The sequence below is a fragment of the Anoxybacter fermentans genome (genome assembly GCF_003991135.1).
Classification (GTDB): domain Bacteria; phylum Bacillota; class Halanaerobiia; order DY22613; family DY22613; genus Anoxybacter; species Anoxybacter fermentans.
Window position 1 is genome coordinate 3333341 of the sequence record NZ_CP016379.1, and the last position, 21239, is coordinate 3354579.

General features: G+C 41.9%; 7 protein-coding genes, 15 tRNA genes and 3 rRNA genes. All 25 read left to right on the forward strand.

Annotation, left to right across the window (positions count from 1 at the left end; genetic code table 11):
- The first annotated feature begins 37 nt into the window (after positions 1-37).
- The 25 genes from mfd to BBF96_RS15305 all read left to right on the forward strand — a co-directional run bounded on the left by mfd (position 38) and on the right by BBF96_RS15305 (position 21167).
- Positions 38-3547, forward strand: coding sequence for a transcription-repair coupling factor (mfd, locus tag BBF96_RS15185; protein ID WP_236777842.1), 3510 nt, complete (start codon positions 38-40; stop codon positions 3545-3547).
- A 220-nt stretch (positions 3548-3767) separates the two neighbouring features.
- Positions 3768-4328 (forward strand): stage V sporulation protein T, encoded by a 561-nt coding sequence (spoVT, locus tag BBF96_RS15190; protein ID WP_127017933.1) that lies wholly within the window; start codon positions 3768-3770, stop codon positions 4326-4328.
- 425 nt (positions 4329-4753) lie between these two features.
- The gene (locus tag BBF96_RS15195) at positions 4754-6379 is read left to right on the forward strand and encodes a putative polysaccharide biosynthesis protein (protein ID WP_236777843.1); all 1626 of its coding nucleotides are present in this window, start codon (positions 4754-4756) and stop codon (positions 6377-6379) included.
- A gap of 20 nt (positions 6380-6399) precedes the next feature.
- A complete protein-coding gene (mazG, locus tag BBF96_RS15200) occupies positions 6400-7251 on the forward strand; it encodes a nucleoside triphosphate pyrophosphohydrolase (protein ID WP_127017934.1) in 852 nt (283 codons plus the stop codon).
- A 256-nt stretch (positions 7252-7507) separates the two neighbouring features.
- Positions 7508-10420 carry a S8 family serine peptidase gene (locus BBF96_RS15205; RefSeq protein ID WP_164731137.1) on the forward strand — a complete coding sequence of 971 codons (2913 nt, stop codon included), beginning with the start codon at positions 7508-7510 and terminating at the stop codon, positions 10418-10420.
- 960 nt (positions 10421-11380) lie between these two features.
- Positions 11381-12544: a D-alanyl-D-alanine carboxypeptidase family protein gene (locus BBF96_RS15210; RefSeq protein WP_127017936.1), complete on the forward strand. Its 1164-nt coding sequence runs from the start codon at positions 11381-11383 to the stop codon at positions 12542-12544.
- Between the two features lie 338 nt (positions 12545-12882).
- Entirely contained in the window at positions 12883-13821 is a 939-nt protein-coding gene (locus tag BBF96_RS15215) for a SpoIID/LytB domain-containing protein (RefSeq protein ID WP_127017937.1), read from the forward strand.
- 605 nt (positions 13822-14426) lie between these two features.
- A 16S ribosomal RNA gene (locus BBF96_RS15220) occupies positions 14427-15999 on the forward strand.
- A gap of 64 nt (positions 16000-16063) precedes the next feature.
- A tRNA-Ile gene (locus BBF96_RS15225) sits at positions 16064-16140 on the forward strand.
- A gap of 24 nt (positions 16141-16164) precedes the next feature.
- Positions 16165-16240: transfer RNA gene (locus BBF96_RS15230), tRNA-Ala, on the forward strand.
- A 41-nt stretch (positions 16241-16281) separates the two neighbouring features.
- Positions 16282-19269, forward strand: a 23S ribosomal RNA gene (locus BBF96_RS15235).
- Between the two features lie 111 nt (positions 19270-19380).
- A 5S ribosomal RNA gene (gene rrf / locus BBF96_RS15240) occupies positions 19381-19497 on the forward strand.
- Together the 16S, 23S and 5S rRNA genes with 2 tRNA genes alongside form the textbook arrangement of a ribosomal RNA operon.
- Positions 19498-20042: 545 nt before the next feature.
- Positions 20043-20117: transfer RNA gene (locus BBF96_RS15245), tRNA-Gln, on the forward strand.
- Between the two features lie 8 nt (positions 20118-20125).
- Positions 20126-20201: transfer RNA gene (locus tag BBF96_RS15250), tRNA-Lys, on the forward strand.
- Between the two features lie 5 nt (positions 20202-20206).
- Positions 20207-20283 (forward strand) — tRNA-Met (locus BBF96_RS15255).
- A gap of 11 nt (positions 20284-20294) precedes the next feature.
- Positions 20295-20371 (forward strand) — tRNA-Gly (locus tag BBF96_RS15260).
- Positions 20372-20381: 10 nt separating this feature from the next.
- A tRNA-Met gene (locus tag BBF96_RS15265) sits at positions 20382-20458 on the forward strand.
- Positions 20459-20465: 7 nt separating this feature from the next.
- Positions 20466-20559: transfer RNA gene (locus BBF96_RS15270), tRNA-Ser, on the forward strand.
- Between the two features lie 4 nt (positions 20560-20563).
- Positions 20564-20639 (forward strand) — tRNA-Glu (locus BBF96_RS15275).
- Positions 20640-20643: 4 nt separating this feature from the next.
- Positions 20644-20719, forward strand: a tRNA-Val gene (locus BBF96_RS15280).
- 6 nt (positions 20720-20725) lie between these two features.
- Positions 20726-20802, forward strand: a tRNA-Asp gene (locus tag BBF96_RS15285).
- An 8-nt stretch (positions 20803-20810) separates the two neighbouring features.
- A tRNA-Thr gene (locus tag BBF96_RS15290) sits at positions 20811-20886 on the forward strand.
- A 28-nt stretch (positions 20887-20914) separates the two neighbouring features.
- Positions 20915-20990: transfer RNA gene (locus BBF96_RS15295), tRNA-Ala, on the forward strand.
- A gap of 6 nt (positions 20991-20996) precedes the next feature.
- Positions 20997-21082 (forward strand) — tRNA-Tyr (locus BBF96_RS15300).
- 10 nt (positions 21083-21092) lie between these two features.
- Positions 21093-21167 (forward strand) — tRNA-Gly (locus tag BBF96_RS15305).
- Positions 21168-21239: the final 72 nt, after the last annotated feature.

Here is a 21239-nt window from a genome sequence, read left to right on the forward strand (position 1 = left end):
TAAGGCCTTTTCGTGTTGTGTAGAAAGGAAGAATATCGTGAGTGGATTAACAAAAATTCTGCATCAAAATGAAAAATATCAAATTGTAAAAGATGCTCTTCTTTCTGGACAACGGGTCAGTCTCTTTGGGTTAGCTAACTCACAACGCCGGTTCTTTTTAGCTAATCTTTACCAACATTTAGATCGTCACCTATTGGTTATAACCCATGATCTTCAGGAAGCTACAGCCATTTATGAGGATTTAACAAGGCTGCTTAGTGAGGAACAGGTTCTCTTATTTCCTGAGCTGGAAGTTTTGCCTCATGAAAGATTGGTTAATGACCTCAGTCTCAGGGTACAGCGGCTTAAGGTGTTAGAAGAAATTTTATTTAATCCTAATGATAAAGTGGTAGTTACTACAGTTCAGGCTTTGATGCGTCGAGGGATTTCTTTACGTTATTTTAAAGAATGCTCCATTGAAATTAGGTGGGGTTTAGAATTAAATTTAGATGAGATGGCAGAGCGGTTGGTCAGGATGGGTTATGAACGGGTTGGAATGGTAGAAGGTAGGGGCCAGTTCAGTATCCGGGGTGGAATTATTGATATCTTTCCTATGACAAGAGTTAACCCTATACGAATTGATCTTTTTGGTGATGAAGTGGATACATTGAAGGAGTTTGATCTTATAACCCAGCGTTCAATAAAGAATTTAGATCAGGTAGTAATTACTCCGGCTGATGAAATTATCTTTGATAAAAAAACCTGTCAAGAGGCTGTCCAGAGGATTCGTAAAGATGCCGAAAAATTGCTTGAATCCCTTAAGAACGTAGGTAAAAAGGAAGAATATAATTCCTTGCGACATAAGATTAGCGAAGATACGGAACGTTTATCTCAAGGGATTCGGTTTGAAGGTATTGAACAATATTTACCTTATTTTAATATCAAATTGGGAAATATTTTGGAAATTTTCAGTCAACATTTGGTGGTTATTGACAGCCCTGAACGTACTCAGAGTAGAGCGGAGCATTATATCAAAGAGATTCATGAGACGGAAAAAACCCTTATGGAACAGGGAATTATTTTGCCTTTATATAATGAACTTTTCAGCGATTTTTCTCAGATTCTCTGGCAACTAGAAGATACGCCATTATTAATGATGGATTATCGTTCTTATACATTGGATTGGATGAAACCAGAACTTGTTAGCAATTTTTTTGCTAAAGATGTAGAACCTTTCCATGGTAAGGTTGATCTATTGACCCAGGCGCTTAAAGAGTGGAGGAAAAAGAAATACCGGATTCTTTTAACCCTTAGTACAGATAGTAAGTGTAAACGTCTTGTAGAACATTTAAAAGAAGAAGATCTCTCTCCGATTTATGTGTCGGAAGTCAAAGAAGAATTAAAAGTCGGTAATGTAGTTGTTACTACAGGGGATTTAAGCAAAGGATTTGTTTTTGAAGAATTAAAACTGGTAGTTTATACCGAAATGGAAATTTTAGGCCGACAGAAGAAGAAAAAACGGAAGATAAAAGAATTTAATGAAGGGGTTCGTGTAACTTCTTTTGAAGAGTTGGAAATTGGGGACTATGTGGTTCATGAAAATCACGGAATCGGTAAATACCTGGGAGTTAAGACATTAGAGATTCAGGGTAATCATCAGGACTATCTGGTGATCAAATATGCTGGCGAAGATAAACTTTATGTGCCGACTAATCAGGTAGATCTAATTCAGAAATATATCGGTGTGGAAAATCAACCGCCCAAATTATATAAGTTAGGCGGCAATGAATGGAACCGGGTCAAAAAGAAAGTAAAAGAATCGGTTCGGGATATTGCAATGAACCTCTTAAAATTATATGCAGAACGGGAAATGATTAAAGGATATGCTTTCTCAAAAGATACCCCCTGGCAAAAAGAATTTGAAGATGCTTTTCCATATGAAGAGACTCCTGATCAATTGAAGGCCATAGAGGAAGTCAAACAGGATATGGAAGAACCTAAACCAATGGATAGACTTCTCTGTGGGGATGTAGGCTATGGTAAGACGGAAGTGGCGATCCGTGCTGCTTTTAAAGCTGTGCAGGATAGCAAACAGGTAGCTGTTTTGGTGCCGACAACGGTTCTGGCTCAGCAGCATTATTCTACCTTTACAGAACGGTTTAAGGATTTTCCTGTTAATATAGAGGTGATTAGCCGTTTCCGTACTCAAGCTGAACAGAAGAAGATTCTGGACGCGCTGGCCCGGGGAGAAGTAGATATAATTATTGGAACCCATAGACTTCTTTCCAAAGATGTTGTTTTTCATGACCTGGGTCTTGTCATTGTAGATGAGGAGCAGCGTTTTGGTGTTACTCACAAAGAAAGATTGAAAGAACTAAAGAAAAATGTAGATGTGCTTACTCTGACAGCTACTCCCATTCCCAGGACTCTGCATATGGCATTGGTAGGAGTTAGGGATATGAGTGTTATTGAGACACCGCCGGAAGACCGTTACCCCATTAGAACTTATGTACGTGAGTATAATGAAGAATTGATTCGCGATGCTATTACCCGGGAATTAAGTCGGGGTGGTCAGGTGTACTTTGTCCATAATAGGGTAGAGGATATTGATGAAATAGCAGGAAAGATTATGCGCCTTGTTCCTGATGCAAGAGTAGCGGTGGCTCATGGACAGATGAATGAACATCGGCTGGAAAAATTGATGGTAAATTTTTTGCAAGGGAATTACGATGTTTTAGTCTGTACAACTATCATTGAAACAGGACTGGATATTCCCAATGTAAATACTATTATTATCAATGATGCAGATAAAATGGGACTTTCCCAATTATACCAACTTCGCGGCCGGGTTGGTCGTTCAAACCGGATTGCGTATGCTTATCTCTTATACCGGAGAGGTAAAGTTCTTTCAGAAGTGGCAGAAAAGCGGCTAAGAGCTATAAAGGAATTTACTAATTTAGGATCAGGATTTAAAATTGCAATGAGGGATTTAGAGATTCGGGGAGCTGGAAATATTTTAGGCCCAGAACAGCATGGTCATATTGCTTCAATTGGATTTTCTCTTTATTGTAAACTATTAGAAGAGTCTATCCGTGAACTTCAAGGAAAAATTAAAGAAGAAGAGGTATTGCCTGCTATTGAATTAAATCTGGATGCATATATACCGGAAGACTATATTCCTGATTCTAGACAGAAGATTGAAATTTATAAAAAGATTGCTATCATCAAAAGTCAGGATGATATTGATGAACTGGTAGATGAGCTGATCGACCGATTTGGTGACATTCCCCAGCCAGTTAAAAATCTGATCCAAATTGCATGGTTAAAATGTATTGCTGGCAAACTTAATATAGAAGAGATTAAATCTAAAAATGGAGAAATTAATATCCAATTCCGTAATGCTGATAACCTGGATGGTAATCGCATTATAGAGTTAACCAAAATTTATCGGCGTAAACTTAAAATTCGTAATGGGGTTAAACCGGTCATAGTAGTTCAACGGTCTGATTTAGATGATGCAGAAGTTTTAAAACTTTTAAGAGAGATTATCACCTATTTACAGGGTTAAGCAGATACTTTGAGGAATAATATTCTTCTCTGTGGAAAAACTATCAAAAAAGATCAAGCGACCAGCCTTATATTCACTTACCATCACGTTAGGATTAAGAATAAAATTAGCGACAATGTTATATACTAGCAGTGAAAGAAACTTTTCAAATCCTAAAGGAGGTGAAGGCTGGTTGCGAAAGTAGCCTTATCCTTAAGGCGAACTTCCTGCCAGAAACTTTATGAAAGCGACTGGTATTGTAAGAAGAATTGATGAACTTGGAAGAGTTGTTATTCCAAAAGAGATTCGGCGTACAATGAAAATTCGCGAAGGAGAGCCGTTAGAGATTTTTGTTGATCGTAATGGAGAAGTAATTTTGAAGAAATATTCTCCAATTGGAGAATTATCAGAATTTGCGCAGGAATATGCTGATTCATTAGCAGAAGTAACAAATTATGTAGCCTGTGTTCTTGATAAAGATGCTGTTGTGGCAGTTGCTGGTGCTCCCCGCAAAGAATATTTAGAAAAGCCTTTGAGTGCTGCTGCTAGAAAAGTTATGGAAACTGGTGAGACTACGATTATCAATGAGCCAGGTGCCCATGCTTTTTGTGAAGGATGTAAAGCTGAAACTGAAGATTGCAAATTTAGTTCGACAGTGTTGGCCCCAATTACTCTTTCCGACGGACAGGTAGTAGGTCTAGTAGTACTTAGTTCAAAAGATCCGGATACAAAAATGGGAGAATTAGAAGTAAAGTTGGCAAATACAGCTGCCGGTTTTTTAGCAAAACAGATGGAAAGCTAATCGAGCCCATAAGGGCTCGGTTTTTTAGTGTTTAGGAAATTATACTTTTTTATAGGTTATGGATAATATTTTGTAATAATCTATATGATTAAACTGCAAAAAGCTAATTTTGAGCGACATAGAAATTTTTCGCCAAATCATCTTAGCGAGATTTCCGATGAAATAAGGCCTCATCACAGGAGGTGATGAGCTAGTTCTAAGGGCCAGGAGGGCTCGTTGATTAGGAAGCCTTATTTCGGCGGAAATCGAGCTTTAGATGATTCGAAAAAATTCTCAAGAAGCGAAAAATTAGCTTTTTGCAGTAAAATAAGATTAAGTGCCTGAAGGACATTTTGTTCTGATTTAACCATAAAAAGAAGGAGAATAAGGAAGAAAAGCGAAGTGAATACTAGTTAGGTCCAGAAGAAAAGCAGGAGTTGAAATAGATGATGGTTGGGAATGAAAAAGTTAATTTTCTTAAGGGAGCTGCTATTCTTTCAGCAGCAGGTATTTTTTCCAGATTTCTAGGATTAATATATCGAATTGTAGTTACCCGTTTGATTGGAGCAGAAGGGGTAGGGTTATATCAGATGGCCTATCCTATTTATTCCATTTTATTGGTGGTTTCCGTTTCAGGTATTCCTGTTGCTTTGGCCAAGCTGATCTCTGAAAGAATGGCTCTGGGCCAGAAAAGGGAGGCATTAAGAACTTTTCGGGTGGCACTGGGTTTAAGTTTTATCTTTGGCAGTTTACTTTCAATTTTGCTCTTTATTGGTGCAAGACCTCTTGTTACTTTTATAGATCTAGACCCGAGAAGTTATTATTCAATTATTGCTATAGCCCCAGCTATCCTCATTGTTTCAGTAATGGCAGCTTATCGCGGTTTTTTTCAAGGTTTACAGAATATGGTGCCTACTGCCGTTTCTCAGGTCTTAGAACAGATTGTTAGAATGATGACCATGATTGGACTAGTTTATTTTCTTTTACCATATGGTATTGAATTGTCTGCAGCGGGGGCTGCCTTTGCTGCTGTGACAGGTGCTATTGCTGGGCTATTAATTCTTTTAGTTATCTACTTCCGCTATGTAAAATCTGCCGGTCTGGAATTTGAGCAAGGAGAAAAGGATGGAGAAAAGCTGGCCCGGGTAGTCAAACAGATTAGTAATTATGCGATTCCTATCAGTCTGGGAGCATTAGTTTTACCATTAATGAATCTGGTAGATTTGGTTTTTGTGCCCCATAGACTGCAGGTTATCGGTTTTACTGTTGAAGAGGCTACATTTCAATATGGGGGATTGACTCTGGCATTGACCCTGGTACATTTTCCCGGAATTATAACAACATCTTTGCGAACCAGCCTGGTTCCATCAATTTCATCAGCGTTCACTTTAAATGATATTGATACGATCAAAAGGCAAGCAACCAGGGCTTTACGGTTTGCTGTATTAATTGGTTTACCTTCTTCAGCAGGACTCTATATTCTGGCTGAGCCTCTCTGTTGGTTGATTTTTGATGAGCCTTTTGCAGCTGTTCCTCTTCACTTTGTAGCATGGGGGGTATTTTTTATTGCATTACAGCAGATTTCTGCTGGAATTCTTCAGGGTGTAGGAAAGGTTAAAGTTCCTGCGAGAAATTTGTTGATTGGCGCCGGAGTTAATGCTGTAATTAACTATACTTTAACAGGTATCCCTCAATTCGGTATCCGGGGAGCTGCTCTCGGTACTGTTATGGGGTTTGCTACAGCTGCTTTTTTAAATTTGATATCATTAAGGAGAACTGTTAAGTTCTGTTTCCAACTGAAAGATATGTTACTTAAGCCTATCTTTGCGGCTGGAGTTATGGCAGGTACAGTTTTTTTTAGCAATTATGGATTATATTATTTTTTACAAATTTTCTTATCCAGGGAAGTTAGTAAAACGATTGCAACTATAGTTTCTGTGGGAATAGGAGTTGTAATATTTTTAATTACCCTTTTGATTACAGGTGGGTTAAGAGAACAGGATTTACGTGCATTACCTGGATTTAAGCGATTAATTAGTCCGCTACAACGGTTAAAATTACTCAGGAGTTAAAGGTAGAGGAGGAGTAAATTATGGAAAAGAAATTAACAGATGATTTCTGGTTAGAACTATCTGAAAAGGAGAAGAATCAGTTATATCAATTTTATAGATTACTTAAAATTATGGCTCGTTTAAGGGAACCAGATGGTTGTCCCTGGGATCGAAAGCAGACTCATGCTAGTTTAAAACCCTATCTTTTAGAAGAAACTTATGAGGTTTTGGAACAGTTAGAAAAGGAGAATCTTGAAGGATTAAAAGAAGAGTTGGGAGATTTGCTTTTGCAGGTTGTTTTCCATGCTCAAATTGCTGACGAGGAAGGGAATTTCAGTATAAAAGAGGTTATCAGTGGAATTAGCGATAAACTCATTCGCCGTCATCCCCATATTTTTGGTAGTATTAAGGTAGAAAATGCGGATCAGGTGCTAGTTAATTGGAACAGGATTAAAGCTCAGGAGAAAAAAGAAGCTGGTGTGGATGATCAACAGACTTCTCTTTTGGATCAGGTTAATCCCCATCAACCTGCTCTAATGGAAGCTCAGGAATTGCAGGCGAAAGCAGCAGAAGTGGGATTTGACTGGGATAATATTCAGGGGGCGCTTTTTAAAGTTAGAGAAGAACTTGAGGAAGTTAATAATGCTCTTAAAAGAGATGATAAAACTGCTGTCCAGGAAGAGATTGGAGATCTTCTTTTTGCAGTTGTCAATGTAGCTCGATTAGCTGGATGCCACAGCGAATTAGTTTTACGTCAAGCTAATCATAAATTTAGACGCCGTTTTCAAGCTTTAGAAAAGAAAGTAGCAGAGAAAGGTAAAAAAATAGAGGATTTGTCTCTGGAAATTCTGGATAGATTTTGGGACGAAGTAAAAATTCAAGAACGTAAATAATACTTGAAAACTATTACATAACCTGTGGATTGGAAATAATCCGCAGGTTTTTTATTTTTTTAGGAAAATAATGCTTTGTAGGAAGGAATTTGAAGAAAGGGATAGAATATATAGATATCTGTATTATATCAAATAATTACCATTGAAATATTTATATAGAAAGGAGGTAGAAGATAGGAAGAGAAAAAGCGAGAATAAGGAGAAGAGAAGGAGAGAAAAGTTGAGAAGAAAACCAAAAAAGATGGGAGGAGTTAGAATGAGAAGAAAGTTTGTTTCGGTGTTATTAACGATAGCTTTACTATTATTTGTAGTTCTTCCTACACCTTTGTTTGCTGATATGACGAAAAACTTAAATAATAGTGGTGAAATTGCTACCTGGGATAGTTATATGCCAGAAATTCATCTAAAAGGGTATAAAATTAAGCCAAATCAAAAAATTAGTTTGCCATATAATTTGAAGAAAAGTTATAGTGTTGGTGAAGAAGGACCATATATTATTGTTTTTAGTGGGCCAATAGAAGAGCCAATGAAGGCGTGGGTAGCAAAAGAAGGTGCAAAGCTGGTTGAGTATATACCGGATTTTTCTTTCCTGGCTCTGATGACACCTGAAGTAGCTGCCCGGGTGGAAGCTCTTCCATTTGTCGTTGATGTAATGATTTATCATCCAGCTTTCAAAATTCATCCATCCCTTAAAGATGAGCAGGGTAATATTAAAGGTTATGGTGATGTAACTGTCAACATTCTCACTTTTGGTAAGGATATTTCTGTTCTTGATAATGAGATTAAAAATGCTCATGCTACCAAGTTATATGGTAAAAATGGTAAAGCAGTTGTGAAATTAAATCGCGGCCAATTAATTAAATTTGCTCATTTAAATGCCGTCAAATACATTGAAGAAGTACCTGAATATCAGCTGCTAAATGATGTAGCTAAAGGTTATATTGATGTTGATGATCTCTGGAATCTGGGGTATGATGGGTCAGGTCAGGTTGTCGGGGTGGCTGATACAGGTCTTGATACTGGTGTAAATGACAGTTCAATGCACCTTGATTTCCAGGGACGGATTGATGCCATTTTTGCTCTGGGTCGTAGTACTGCAGACGATCCACATGGTCATGGTACACATGTAGCCGGTTCTGTTTTAGGTAATGGTGCAAGGTCTAATGGTCAAATTAAAGGTATGGCTCCAGGAGCTCATCTTGTATTCCAATCCGTAATGGATAGTAATGGTGGGTTGGGTGGTTTACCAGCTGATTTAAATGATCTATTTGCTCAAGCCTGGAATGCTGGTGCACGGATTCATACAAATTCCTGGGGGGCAGCAGTATACGGTGATTATACAACCAACTCCCGGGAAGTTGATGAATATGTCTGGAACAATGATATGATTATTCTTTTCGCCGCTGGTAATGAAGGTGATGGTTCTGATGGTTCGACTGTTTATCAGAGTATTAGTGCTCCTGGTACAGCTAAAAACTGTATTACTGTAGGTGCCTCTGAAAACTATAGACCTTCTAAAGGTTCTTATGCTGATAATCCAAATGAAATTGCTAGATTTTCCAGCCGTGGTTGGACTGAAGATGGTCGGGTTAAACCTGATGTTGTAGCACCGGGTACCTGGATTCTCTCTACTAAATCTTCTGTAGCACCTGATAGCAATTTCTGGGGTTTATACGATCAATATTATGCATATATGGGTGGTACTTCTATGGCAACTCCGATAACAGCAGGTGCAGTAGCTGTGGCGCGTCAGTATATGCAAACTGAGTGGGGTCATACACCAAGTCCGGCTATGATGAAAGCTGCTATCATTAATGGAGTAACTGATCTGGGTTATGGTGTTCCTAGCAAAGATCAAGGTTGGGGACGTGTAAGTCTGGTAGATTCTTTAATTTCCAAAGAATATAAGTTTGAAGATGAAACTTATAGTTTAAGCACAGGTCAGAGCAAGACTTTCAGTTATTATGTAGAATCTATTTATACACCGCTCCGCATTACTCTGGTCTGGACTGACTATCCTGGTTCTACAAGCGCTTCTAAGGCCCTGGTAAATGACCTGGATCTGGTAGTAACTTCACCATCAGGTATTGTATATTATGGTAATGACTTTACTAGCCCATATAATTCAGAATTTGACCGGGTAAACAACGTGGAAAATGTATGGATTGACAATCCAGAAGTTGGTATTTATACAATTGAAATTAGAGGATACAATGTACCTCAAGGTCCTCAACCATTTGCTCTCTTTGCTTCTGGTGATTTCGGTACTGATAGCAGTGATACCATTTCTCCAACAGTAAATATTACGGCTCCATCTAATGGCGCAACTGTAAGTGGTACTGTTGCTTATAGTGCTGATGCTAGTGATAATGTAGGTGTAACACAGGTTAAATTCTTTATTGATGGCGTTTTGGTTGGTACAGATACCACTGCACCTTACAGTATAAGCTGGGATACTACTAATTATAGTAATGGTGACCATAATCTTGTAGCAAAGGCTTATGATGCTGCAGGTAATGTTGGTACTTCTTCCACAGTTACAGTAACTGTTAACAATACTAACAGTACTACTATTATAAATGAGCGTTTTACAGGATACGTAAGTTCAAGTGGTGATGCAGATGAATATTTCTACATTGATGTAACCGCTCCAGGTACTATTGGTCTGACTTTGAGTTGGAATAGCAGTGATGATTTGGATATGTACCTTTATGATCCATCTGGTAATCAGGTAGCGAGAGCTTATACTTTAAATAATCCAGAGGTCATTTCTTACGATGCTACTATAACTGGACGTTATATGATCAGGGTGAATGCTTATTCTGGTAGTGAAGAATATCTCCTTGAAGTTTCTCATCCTATTGATGCAAATATAACAGCCCATTATGAAGATAGTGATTTTGTAGATAATACTGGTACTCGTTCTATAAACTATTATATTACAGTTGGCAATTCAGGTACTATAAATGTTGAATTGACCTGGAATACTTCTGCTGACTTAGATATCTTTCTTTATGATCCAAGTGGGAATGAAGTAGCCAGAGCATATAGTCTGCGGAATCCTGAATCTATTTCCTATCCTGTAAGTACTACTGGTACTTATATAGTTAAAGTTGATGCTTACTCGGGTAGTGCAACCTATACTGTTAAGATTAACTATCCTAAGTAAAGAATAGAGGAGAGGTATCGACAGTTTTGTTGATACCTCTTCTTAAATGTCAAAAAAACAAGAAAAAATTTTACTATAAAAAGCTAATTTTTCGCTTTATAAAGAAATTTTTCGAATCATTTAAAGTTCGATTTCAATGACTTGATTAGCTCATTACATCTTCATATGAGGCCGTTCTTTTCAATCTCACTAAGATGGTTAAACAACTCAAAATTAGCTTTTTGCAGTTTAATCAAAGATAAATTTTTAGACCATCTTTATCATGATTTAGTCAATGAAAAAAACTAGTAGCAGAAGATTAAGAGTAAAAGTCTACAATAAAATGGGCATATGACATAAATATCGCGTTTAGTTATGTAGCAAACCAGTAAAAATTAAAAACAGACATTAATGGTTTGTCTAACAAAAGGCAGTGAATCATTTTACTTCACTGCTTTATTTTTATATTATCATTGAAATTAACAAAAAGATGACGGTAAAAACAGGAAAAAGTCGTTTTAATCATGAACTTATTTTTAAAGAGGAGTAAGCTTTCTAATTTATTAGTGTTGAACTTATATCCAGGCAAAGTAAGGACTCATACATTTATTTTACTAAACTCTTTAATGGTTAAACTGCAAAAGGCTAATTTTTCGCTTTTTGAGAAATTTTTCAAATCATCTAAAGCTCGATTTCCGCCGAAATAAGGTTTCCTAATCAAAGGGCCCTCCTGGCCCTTGGTTATCTCATCACCTCCTGTGATAGGGCTTTATTTCGTCGGAAATCTCGCTAAGATGATTTGGCGAAAAATTTTTATGTCGCTCAAAATTAGTTTTTTGCAGTATAATATTTAATCTGATTTGCAAATGAGTGACTTTTATTGTATTATTAAAAGTGGATAGTAGATAAATACTTTAAAAATAAATTGGGAAAGTATTAGGATAGAGATTTTAATTTATCATAAAGGAGAGGAATTGTAAAATGAAAAGAAAATTATCCTTATTTATAAGCACAGTATTATTAACAATCATTTTAGGAACTGGGTTTGTTAATGCTGTAGAATTTGATATTCCAGCCAAGTCAGCTATATTAATAGATGCTAAAACGGGACAGGTTCTTTATGAAAAGGAAGCACATAAAAAATTACCCCCTGCCAGTATTACTAAAATTATGACTTTGCTTTTGGCTATGGAGGCCATTGAACGGGGAGAAGCCAGTTTAAATGATATGGTTTCTATTAGTAAAAGGGCAGAAAGTATGGGTGGTTCTCAAATTTATCTATCTACCCGGGACCGATTACCATTAAAGACATTATTGAAAGCAATCACAGTAGCTTCTGCTAATGATGCCTGTGTGGCTGTTGCAGAATATTTAGGTGGTACTGAGGAAAATTTTGTTAGAATGATGAACAAGAGAGCCAGGGAATTGGGAATGGTAAATACCCATTTTGTAAATTCTACAGGATTACCTGCAGAGAATCATTATACAACAGCATATGACATCTCTTTAATGGCACGTGAGTTAATTAAATATAAAGAGATTCGAAAATGGGCTCGAATTTGGCATGAGACGATTCAACTCCATGACGGCAAACGTTCTATAACCAATACCAATACTTTAATTAAAAGCTATCCAGGTATTGATGGGCTCAAAACAGGGCATACGTCTGAAGCTGGATATTGTCTTGTTGCTTCTGTTGAACGTGATGGATTCCGTTTGATTTCTGTAGTTATGAACACAGCTTCAGAACAACAGCGTAATGAAGCCAGTGCAAGATTACTTGATTATGGTTTTAGAGTATTTGAGCATAAAGTAGTGGTAAAAGAAAATGAAACTGTTAAGGATATTCCTATTCAAAAAGGGAAAAAGCAAACGGTAGATGCTTATACTGCTAAGAGTTTACAGGTTGTAGTTTTCAAAGGAACATCTAATCAACTCCGTAGAGAAATTAAACCTCTTGGTAAGTCTGCTCCTATATCTAAAGGTGAGAAGGTTGGCGAGCTTATCGTTTACCAGGGTGAAAAGGAATTGGGACGTGTAGATTTACTGGCTTCGGAAGATGTGGAAAAGGCCAATATCTTTATTCTTTTCTTTAGATGGCTTTGGAAACTAATCCTTGATTTGATTGGACAATTGAAAAAGTAGGTATCAAAGTGTGCGTGCATGGTTTTATATTTAAAGCCATGCACTTTTTTTGTATATTCTAATGGTTAAACTGCAAAAAGCTAATTTTTTGCTTCTTGAGAAATTTTTCGAATCATCTAAAGTTCGATTTCCGCCGAAATAAGGCTTCCTAATCAAAGGGCCCTCCTGGCCCTTGGTTAGCTCATCACCTCCTGTGATGAGGCCTTATTTCGTTGGAAATCTCGCTAAGATGATTTGGCGAAAAATTTCTATGTCACTCAAAATTAGCTTTTTGCAGTATAATCTTCTAATATAATTTTCAAAATACTAAAAAGAAACTAAATAAGGAGGTTAGTGGAGTGAAAAAAAAGAATGTAGTATTTTTATTAATTTTTGTTCTTTTAGGTGTAGGAATAGTGGGATGTAATAGGACCAGAGTTAAAGGAATTAAAGAACCTGGTACAATGAAAGAGGAGCCGGAAGTAATAGTAATTTTGGAAGAAACAGGAGAACAGAAAAAAATGAAATTAGAAGATTATATTGCTGGAGTGGTGGCCGGTGAGATGAAGCCTAATTGGCCGGAAAATGCCTATGCTGCTCAAGCAATTATTGCCCGGACTTTTGCGTTGGAGTACATGGATCGTAAGAATACTAACCGGATAAGTTCCAGTTTCGAAGAAGCACAGGCTTTTAAACCTGAAAATGTCACCGATATCATCCGACGTGCTGTATCAAAGACCCGTGGTGAAGTTGCCCTTTACAATGGAAAATATATTCGAGCCTGGTTTCACTCCAGTGCAGCAGGACAGACTACAACAGCTAAAGCAGGATTGGCATTCAAAGAAGAGGAACCACCCTATATTACTAGTGTAAAATCTCCAGATGATCTGGCACCGCCTGATATTAAAAATTGGACTGTATCTTTCGATAATGCTTCCATTGCTGACGCGCTAGCTCAAATTACTGGTGTCCAGGCTAATAAAATTTCTGATATTAAAATTACCAAAAAAGATCACACAGGCCGTGCTACAAAAATCAGGATTGTTTATGATGGTGGTTCAAGAGAAGTTGATGCACCAAAATTCCGTAGTGCTCTCGATCCAATGAAACTAAAATCTACACTAATTAAAGAGATCTTTAAAGAAGGAGAAAATTTTGTTTTTAAAGGTTCAGGATTCGGTCATGGTGTTGGAATGAGTCAATGGGGTGCACATAAGATGGCTAAGGAAGGAAAGAGTCCTGAGGAGATTGTTAAATACTATTTTAAAGATATTGAAATTAAGAAAGTTTATAACTAAAAATTTATATGGAATTAAATCTATGAGGAATATTTGCGGCATGTCTGATTAGACATGCTGCTTTATTTATCAATGATCTTACTGCAAAAAGCTAATTTTTCGCTTCATAAAGAAATTTTTTGAACCATCTAAAATTCGATTTCAGTCGAAAGCAATTTAATCATTTTATTGATTATAAAAAATTACTATTTTTCTTGACAATTTAAAGAACCCATGGTATCATATAAAAGTCCGTTTTGAAAACTGTGTTAGAAATGATGCTTGACATGACCGAAATAATTTGTTAAGGTAGTAAATGTTACTTTAAAAAATATGCTCTGGGTTGTTGGTCTATACCGCAATCTGGAGGTTAAAAATTTGTTTGAAGTAAGCTAAAAAATCTTGACTTTGTTTAAACAATCTGTTAAAATAGCTAACGTTGTTTCGCAAAAAATTATTTTTTAGATTTGAAGTTAAGACTTGACAAGATAGTTAAGAGATGATAAGATAATGGATGTCGCGGTGATAGCGACAGAAAATGACCTTTGAAAAGTGAACAGCAATCAGCCAGAAGATTTCCTTTGAGTTAAGGAAACTAAGCACTTTAAAGTGCTTAAGATAGATTTTGTTTGGAGAGTTTGATCCTGGCTCAGGACGAACGCTGGCGGCGTGCCTAACACATGCAAGTCGAACGGCCTGCTCTGACGGAGGCCTTCGGGCTGAAGTTGGAAGTCAGGCAGTGGCGGACGGGTGAGTAACGCGTGGGTAATCTACCTCCGAAACGGGGATAACCCACCGAAAGGTGGGCTAATACCGGATGAGCTTCCGGGGGCGCATGTTCCTGGAAGGAAAGGTGGCGTTAAGCTGCCGATCGGAGATGAGCCCGCGTCCCATTAGCTAGTTGGTGAGGTAACGGCTCACCAAGGCGACGATGGGTAGCCGGCCTGAGAGGGTGTACGGCCACACTGGGACTGAGACACGGCCCAGACTCCTACGGGAGGCAGCAGTGGGGAATATTCCGCAATGGGGGAAACCCTGACGGAGCAACGCCGCGTGGGTGAAGAAGTTCTTCGGAACGTAAAGCCCTGTCATGAGGGAAGAAAGGCCGCATGTTTAAGAGATGTGCGGTTTGACGGTACCTCATAAGAAAGCTCCGGCTAACTACGTGCCAGCAGCCGCGGTAATACGTAGGGAGCGAGCGTTGTCCGGAATTACTGGGCGTAAAGGGCGCGTAGGCGGTCTGGTAAGTCAAATGTGAAATACACTGGCTTAACCAGTGGGCTGCGTTTGAAACTGCCGGACTAGAGGTCAGGAGAGGAGAGTGGAATTCCTGGTGTAGCGGTGAAATGCGTAGATATCAGGAAGAACACCGGTGGCGAAGGCGGCTCTCTGGCCTGTACCTGACGCTGAGGCGCGAAAGCGTGGGGAGCGAACGGGATTAGATACCCCGGTAGTCCACGCCGTAAACGATGGATACTAAGTGTTGGGGGTTTAGATACCCTCAGTGCTGTAGCTAACGCGATAAGTATCCCGCCTGGGGAGTACGGTCGCAAGACTGAAACTCAAAGGAATTGACGGGGGCCCGCACAAGCGGTGGAGCATGTGGTTTAATTCGAAGCAACGCGAAGAACCTTACCAGGGCTTGACATCCCGTGACTACCTGTGAAAGCAGGGTTTGGCTCTTTGAGCCACACGGTGACAGGTGGTGCATGGTTGTCGTCAGCTCGTGTCGTGAGATGTTGGGTTAAGTCCCGCAACGAGCGCAACCCCTGTCCTTAGTTGCCAGCGGGTAAAGCCGGGGACTCTAAGGAGACTGCCGGTGACAAACCGGAGGAAGGTGGGGATGACGTCAAATCATCATGCCCTTTATGCCCTGGGCTACACACGTGCTACAATGGGCTGTACAAAGGGTTGCGAAGCCGCGAGGTGGAGCTAATCCCAAAAAGCAGCTCTCAGTTCGGATTGCAGGCTGCAACTCGCCTGCATGAAGCCGGAATCGCTAGTAATCGCAGGTCAGCATACTGCGGTGAATACGTTCCCGGGCCTTGTACACACCGCCCGTCACACCACCCGAGTTGGATGCACCAGAAGTCGCTGTCCTAACCGATGAGGGGGGAGGCGCCAAAGGTGTGTCTGGTGAGGGGGGTGAAGTCGTAACAAGGTAGCCGTACCGGAAGGTGCGGCTGGATCACCTCCTTTCTAAGGAGAAGAGAGTGCTGATTGCTGTTCACTTTTGAGAGGTCATAAACCTTTCAGAAGTTAAGGGCCTATAGCTCAGCAGGTTAGAGCGCACGCCTGATAAGCGTGAGGTCAGTGGTTCGAGTCCACTTAGGCCCACCAAAGATGTGAAAGGAATATATGTGTGGGGGTATAGCTCAGTTGGGAGAGCACCTGCCTTGCAAGCAGGGGGTCAGCGGTTCGAATCCGCTTACCTCCACCATATTTCTGTACTTTGAAAACTGCATATTGGGGTTCGAGATAGATCAAGCTGTAAAGGGCATACGGTGGATGCCTAGGCGCCAGGAGCCGACGAAGGACGTGGTAAGCTGCGAAAAGCCCCGGTGAGCTGCAAACAAGCGTAGACCCGGGGATGTCCGAATGGGGTAACCCACCACAGGTAATGCTGTGGTATCACACACTGAATGCATAGGTGTGTGAGGGCAAGCGGGGGAACTGAAACATCTTAGTACCCCGAGGAGAAGAAAGCAAAAGCGATTCCCTGAGTAGCGGCGAGCGAAAGGGGAGGAGCCCAAACCCATGTAGTGTAGAAGGGTGCAGCCGTTGCTACATGGGGGTTTAGGACCTCAACGGACAGTCTGCACGCTGTCAGGGGTTAAACTGAGAGTCTAGCCGAACTGTCTGGGAAGGCAGGCCATAGAAGGTGAGAGCCCTGTAGGCGAAAGGCTTGAAGACCCTGTTGAGGATCCAGAGTACCACGGGACACGTGGAACCCTGTGGGAAGATAGGAGGACCATCTCCGAAGGCTAAATACTCCCTGGCGACCGATAGTGAAGAAGTACCGTGAGGGAAAGGTGAAAAGAACCCCGGGAGGGGAGTGAAATAGAACCTGAAACCGTATGCCTACAAGCAGTGGGAGGACTATTAGAAAGTCTGACCGCGTACTTTTTGTAGAACGGACCGGCGAGTTATGGCATGTAGCGTAGAGGTTAAGCCGAAAGGGGCGAAGCCGTAGGGAAACCGAGTCTGAAGAGGGCGCAAGTTACATGCCATAGACCCGAAACCAGGTGATCTATCCATGGCCAGGGTGAAGCAGGTGTAAGAGTCTGTGGAGGCCCGAACCACATTGACGTTGAAAAGTCATGGGATGAGCTGTGGATAGGGGTGAAAAGCCAATCGAACCTGGAGATAGCTGGTTCTCCCCGAAATAGCTTTAGGGCTAGCCTCAGGTGTTAGGTATCGGCGGTAGAGCACTGATTGAGCTAGGGGCCCTGAAAGGTTACCGAACTCATTCAAACTCCGAACACCGATACCGAAGAGCCTGGGAGTCAGACTATGTGGGATAAGCTTCATAGTCGAGAGGGGAACAGCCCAGACCGCCAGCTAAGGCCCCCAAGTACAGGCTAAGTGGGAAAGGATGTGGGACTGCATAGACAACCAGGATGTTGGCTTAGAAGCAGCCATTCATTTAAAGAGTGCGTAATAGCTCACTGGTCGAGTGGTTCTGCGCCGAAAATGTAGCGGGGCTAAGCCTGTCGCCGAAGCTGCGGATTCGCGTAAGCGGATGGTAGGGGAGCATTCTATACGGGGCGAAGCCGTACCGTAAGGAGCGGTGGACTGTATAGAAGAGAGAATGCCGGTATGAGTAGCGATAAGGGGAGTGAGAATCTCCCCCGCCGAAAGCCTGAGGATTCCTGAGGAAGGTTCGTCCGCTCAGGGTAAGCCGGGACCTAAGCTGAGGCCGAAAGGCGTAGGCGATGGACAATCGGTTGAGATTCCGATGCCGCCTAATTGGCGTTTGAGCGAAGCGGTGACGCAGAAGGATAGGCCAGCACAGTGGTGGAATACTGTGTCCAAGCATGTAGGAGGGCCGGATAGGCAAATCCGTCCGGCTGTTAACTCTGAGGTGTGATGGGGAGCCCTGAAATGGGGCGAAGTGGCTGATTCCCCGCTGCCGAGAAAAGCCGCTAGCGAGCCAATGGGCGCCCGTACCGCAAACCGACACAGGTGGGCGAGGAGAGAATCCTAAGGCGCGCGAGAGAACCCCCGTTAAGGAACTCGGCAAAATGACTCCGTAACTTCGGGAGAAGGAGTGCTCCGAGTAGGAGAAGCGGCGAGCCCGCGGATTCGAAAGGAGTTGCAGAGAATAGGCCCAGGCGACTGTTTACCAAAAACACAGGTCTCTGCTAAGTCGCAAGACGAAGTATAGGGGCTGACGCCTGCCCGGTGCTGGAAGGTCAAGGGGAGATGTTAGCCATTAGAGGCGAAGCATCGAACTTAAGCCCCAGTAAACGGCGGCCGTAACTATAACGGTCCTAAGGTAGCGAAATTCCTTGTCGGGTAAGTTCCGACCTGCACGAATGGCGTAACGACCTGGGCGCTGTCTCAACGGGGGACTCGGCGAAATTGTAGTGTGAGTGAAGATGCTCACTACCCGCGGCAGGACGGAAAGACCCCGTGGAGCTTTACTGCAGCCTGATATTGGATTTTGGTACAGCATGTACAGGATAGGTGGGAGGCGTAGAAGCCAGCACGCCAGTGTTGGTGGAGCCGTCGGTGGGATACCACTCTTGCTGTGCTGGAATTCTAACCAGATACCGTGATCCGGTATTGGGACATTGTCAGGTGGGCAGTTTGACTGGGGCGGTCGCCTCCTAAAAGGTAACGGAGGCGCCCAAAGGTTCCCTCAGTGCGGTCGGAAATCGCACGTAGAGTGTAAAGGCAGAAGGGAGCTTGACTGCGAGACAGACAGGTCGAGCAGGTACGAAAGTAGGGCTTAGTGATCCGGCGGTAGAGGATGGAATTGCCGTCGCTCAACGGATAAAAGTTACCCCGGGGATAACAGGCTTATCTCCCCCAAGAGTTCACATCGACGGGGAGGTTTGGCACCTCGATGTCGGCTCGTCGCATCCTGGGGCTGAAGCAGGTCCCAAGGGTTTGGCTGTTCGCCAATTAAAGCGGTACGCGAGCTGGGTTCAGAACGTCGTGAGACAGTTCGGTCCCTATCCGCCGCGGGCGTAGGATATTTGAGAGGATCTGTCCCTAGTACGAGAGGACCGGGATGGACGCACCGCTGGTGTACCAGTTGTCCCGCCAGGGGCACCGCTGGGTAGCTATGTGCGGAGTGGATAAACGCTGAAAGCATCTAAGCGTGAAGCCACCCTCAAGATTAGATATCCCGCTGAGTTAATCAGGTAAGACCCCTGGAAGATTACCAGGTAGATAGGCCGGAGGTGTAAGGGCAGTGATGTCCTTAGCTGACCGGTACTAATAGGTCGAGGGCTTGATCTATCGAAGATCCCAGTATGCAGTTTTGAAAGTACAGAGTTAAGAGAATGGTCTTGACAAAGTTGATGTGATGTAGTAGAATAAGAGATGTGAATGAGAAAAGGTAATAAAGTTTCCCGTGACGATAGCGGAGGGGCCACACCTGTTCCCATTCCGAACACAGAAGTTAAGCCCTCCAGCGCTGATGGTACTGCAGGGGAGACTCTGTGGGAGAGTAGGACGTTGCGGGAATTATTTTTAAACTCTACGCATACGCGTAGAGTTTTTTAATGTCAAGTAAATTATACTTTTTATAGGTTATGAATAACAATATGATTAAACTGCAAAAAGCTAATTTTTCACTTTATAAAGAAATTTTTAGAATCATCTAAAGTTTGATTTCAGTCGAAATAAGGTACGTTAATCAATGGGTCCTTATGACCCTTGATTAGCTCATCACATTCTCATATGAAGCCTTTCAATCTCACTAAGATGGTTTAGACGAAAAATTTCTATGTCGCTTAAAATTAGCTTTTTGTAGTTTAAACATACTATTAAAAGAATTTGTTAGTGACTAAATTCCCAATATTTTTTACTAAATACGGTTTAAAAATTTTTCAAATAGGTGTTGACAATCTACTTGAAGGATGCTAAAATAATCAATGTCGCGAGAACGATGAGGCAAACAATAAAACATTAAATGATGAAATTGATTAAAAAACAAAAATTAACACTGGACAAATTAAAAAGATTATGCTATAATAAGTAATGTCGTGATTAAGAAAAGATAGAATCGCTGGGGTGTCGCCAAGTGGTAAGGCACCGGACTTTGACTCCGTCATGCGCAGGTTCGAATCCTGCCACCCCAGCCATTTATTATGGGCCATTAGCTCAGTCGGTAGAGCACCTGACTTTTAATCAGGGTGTCGGAGGTTCGATTCCTCCATGGCTCACCATTCATCGCGGAGTGGAGCAGTCTGGTAGCTCGTCAGGCTCATAACCTGAAGGTCGTAGGTTCGAATCCTACCTCCGCAACCAATTTTAAGCAAGCGGGAGTAGTTCAATTGGCTAGAGCATCAGCCTTCCAAGCTGAAAGTTGCGGGTTCGAGTCCCGTCTCCCGCTCCATTTTTTTCATGGGTCTATAGCTCAGTTGGCTAGAGCATGCGGTTCATACCCGCAGTGTCAGTGGTTCGAATCCACTTAGACCCACCAATTTCGCGGAGAGATACCCAAGCTGGCTGAAGGGGCGGGTTTGCTAAACCTGTAGCAGGGGTCTTCCCCTGGCGAGGGTTCGAATCCCTCTCTCTCCGCCAGCGAGCTCCCATCGTCTAGCGGCCTAGGACACCAGGTTTTCAACCTGGCGGCACGGGTTCAAATCCCGTTGGGAGTGCCATTTAGGGCGCATAGCTCAGTTGGGAGAGCACCTGCCTTACAAGCAGGGGGTCATAGGTTCGAGTCCTGTTGCGCCCACCATTTTGCGGAGACGTGGTGTAGTTGGTTAACATATCGGCCTGTCACGCCGAAGATCGCGGGTTCGAGTCCCGTCGTCTCCGCCATTATTTATGCCAATGTAGCTCAGTCGGTAGAGCACTTCCATGGTAAGGAAGGGGTCACCGGTTCGAGTCCGGTCATTGGCTCCAAATTAAATATCAAGTTAAATATCAAGGTGGGGATATAGCTCAGTTGGGAGAGCGCTTGAATGGCATTCAAGAGGTCAGGGGTTCGAATCCCCTTATCTCCACCAGTTTATGGAGGGATGCCCGAGCGGCCAAAGGGAGCAGACTGTAAATCTGCCGGCACTTGCCTACAGTGGTTCGAATCCACTTCCCTCCACCATTTTTTTTGGGCGAAAGTAGCTCAGTGGTAGAGCATCACGTTGCCAACGTGAGGGTCGCGGGTTCAAATCCCGTCTTTCGCTCCAGTTAAGAGAGTACAACAACCCGAAGAATGGGTTGTTTTTTTTTATGCCAGAGAGATTATACAGCTGAGGATA

Bases quoted from the DNA above. Each gene is read 5' to 3' on its own strand.
- spoVT (WP_127017933.1), top strand. From the start codon at position 3,768: ATGAAAGCGACTGGTATTGTAAGAAGAATTGATGAACTTGGAAGAGTT.
- BBF96_RS15195 (WP_236777843.1), top strand. From the start codon at position 4,754: ATGATGGTTGGGAATGAAAAAGTTAATTTTCTTAAGGGAGCTGCTATT.
- mazG (WP_127017934.1), top strand. From the start codon at position 6,400: ATGGAAAAGAAATTAACAGATGATTTCTGGTTAGAACTATCTGAAAAG.
- BBF96_RS15205 (WP_164731137.1), top strand. From the start codon at position 7,508: ATGAGAAGAAAGTTTGTTTCGGTGTTATTAACGATAGCTTTACTATTA.
- BBF96_RS15210 (WP_127017936.1), top strand. From the start codon at position 11,381: ATGAAAAGAAAATTATCCTTATTTATAAGCACAGTATTATTAACAATC.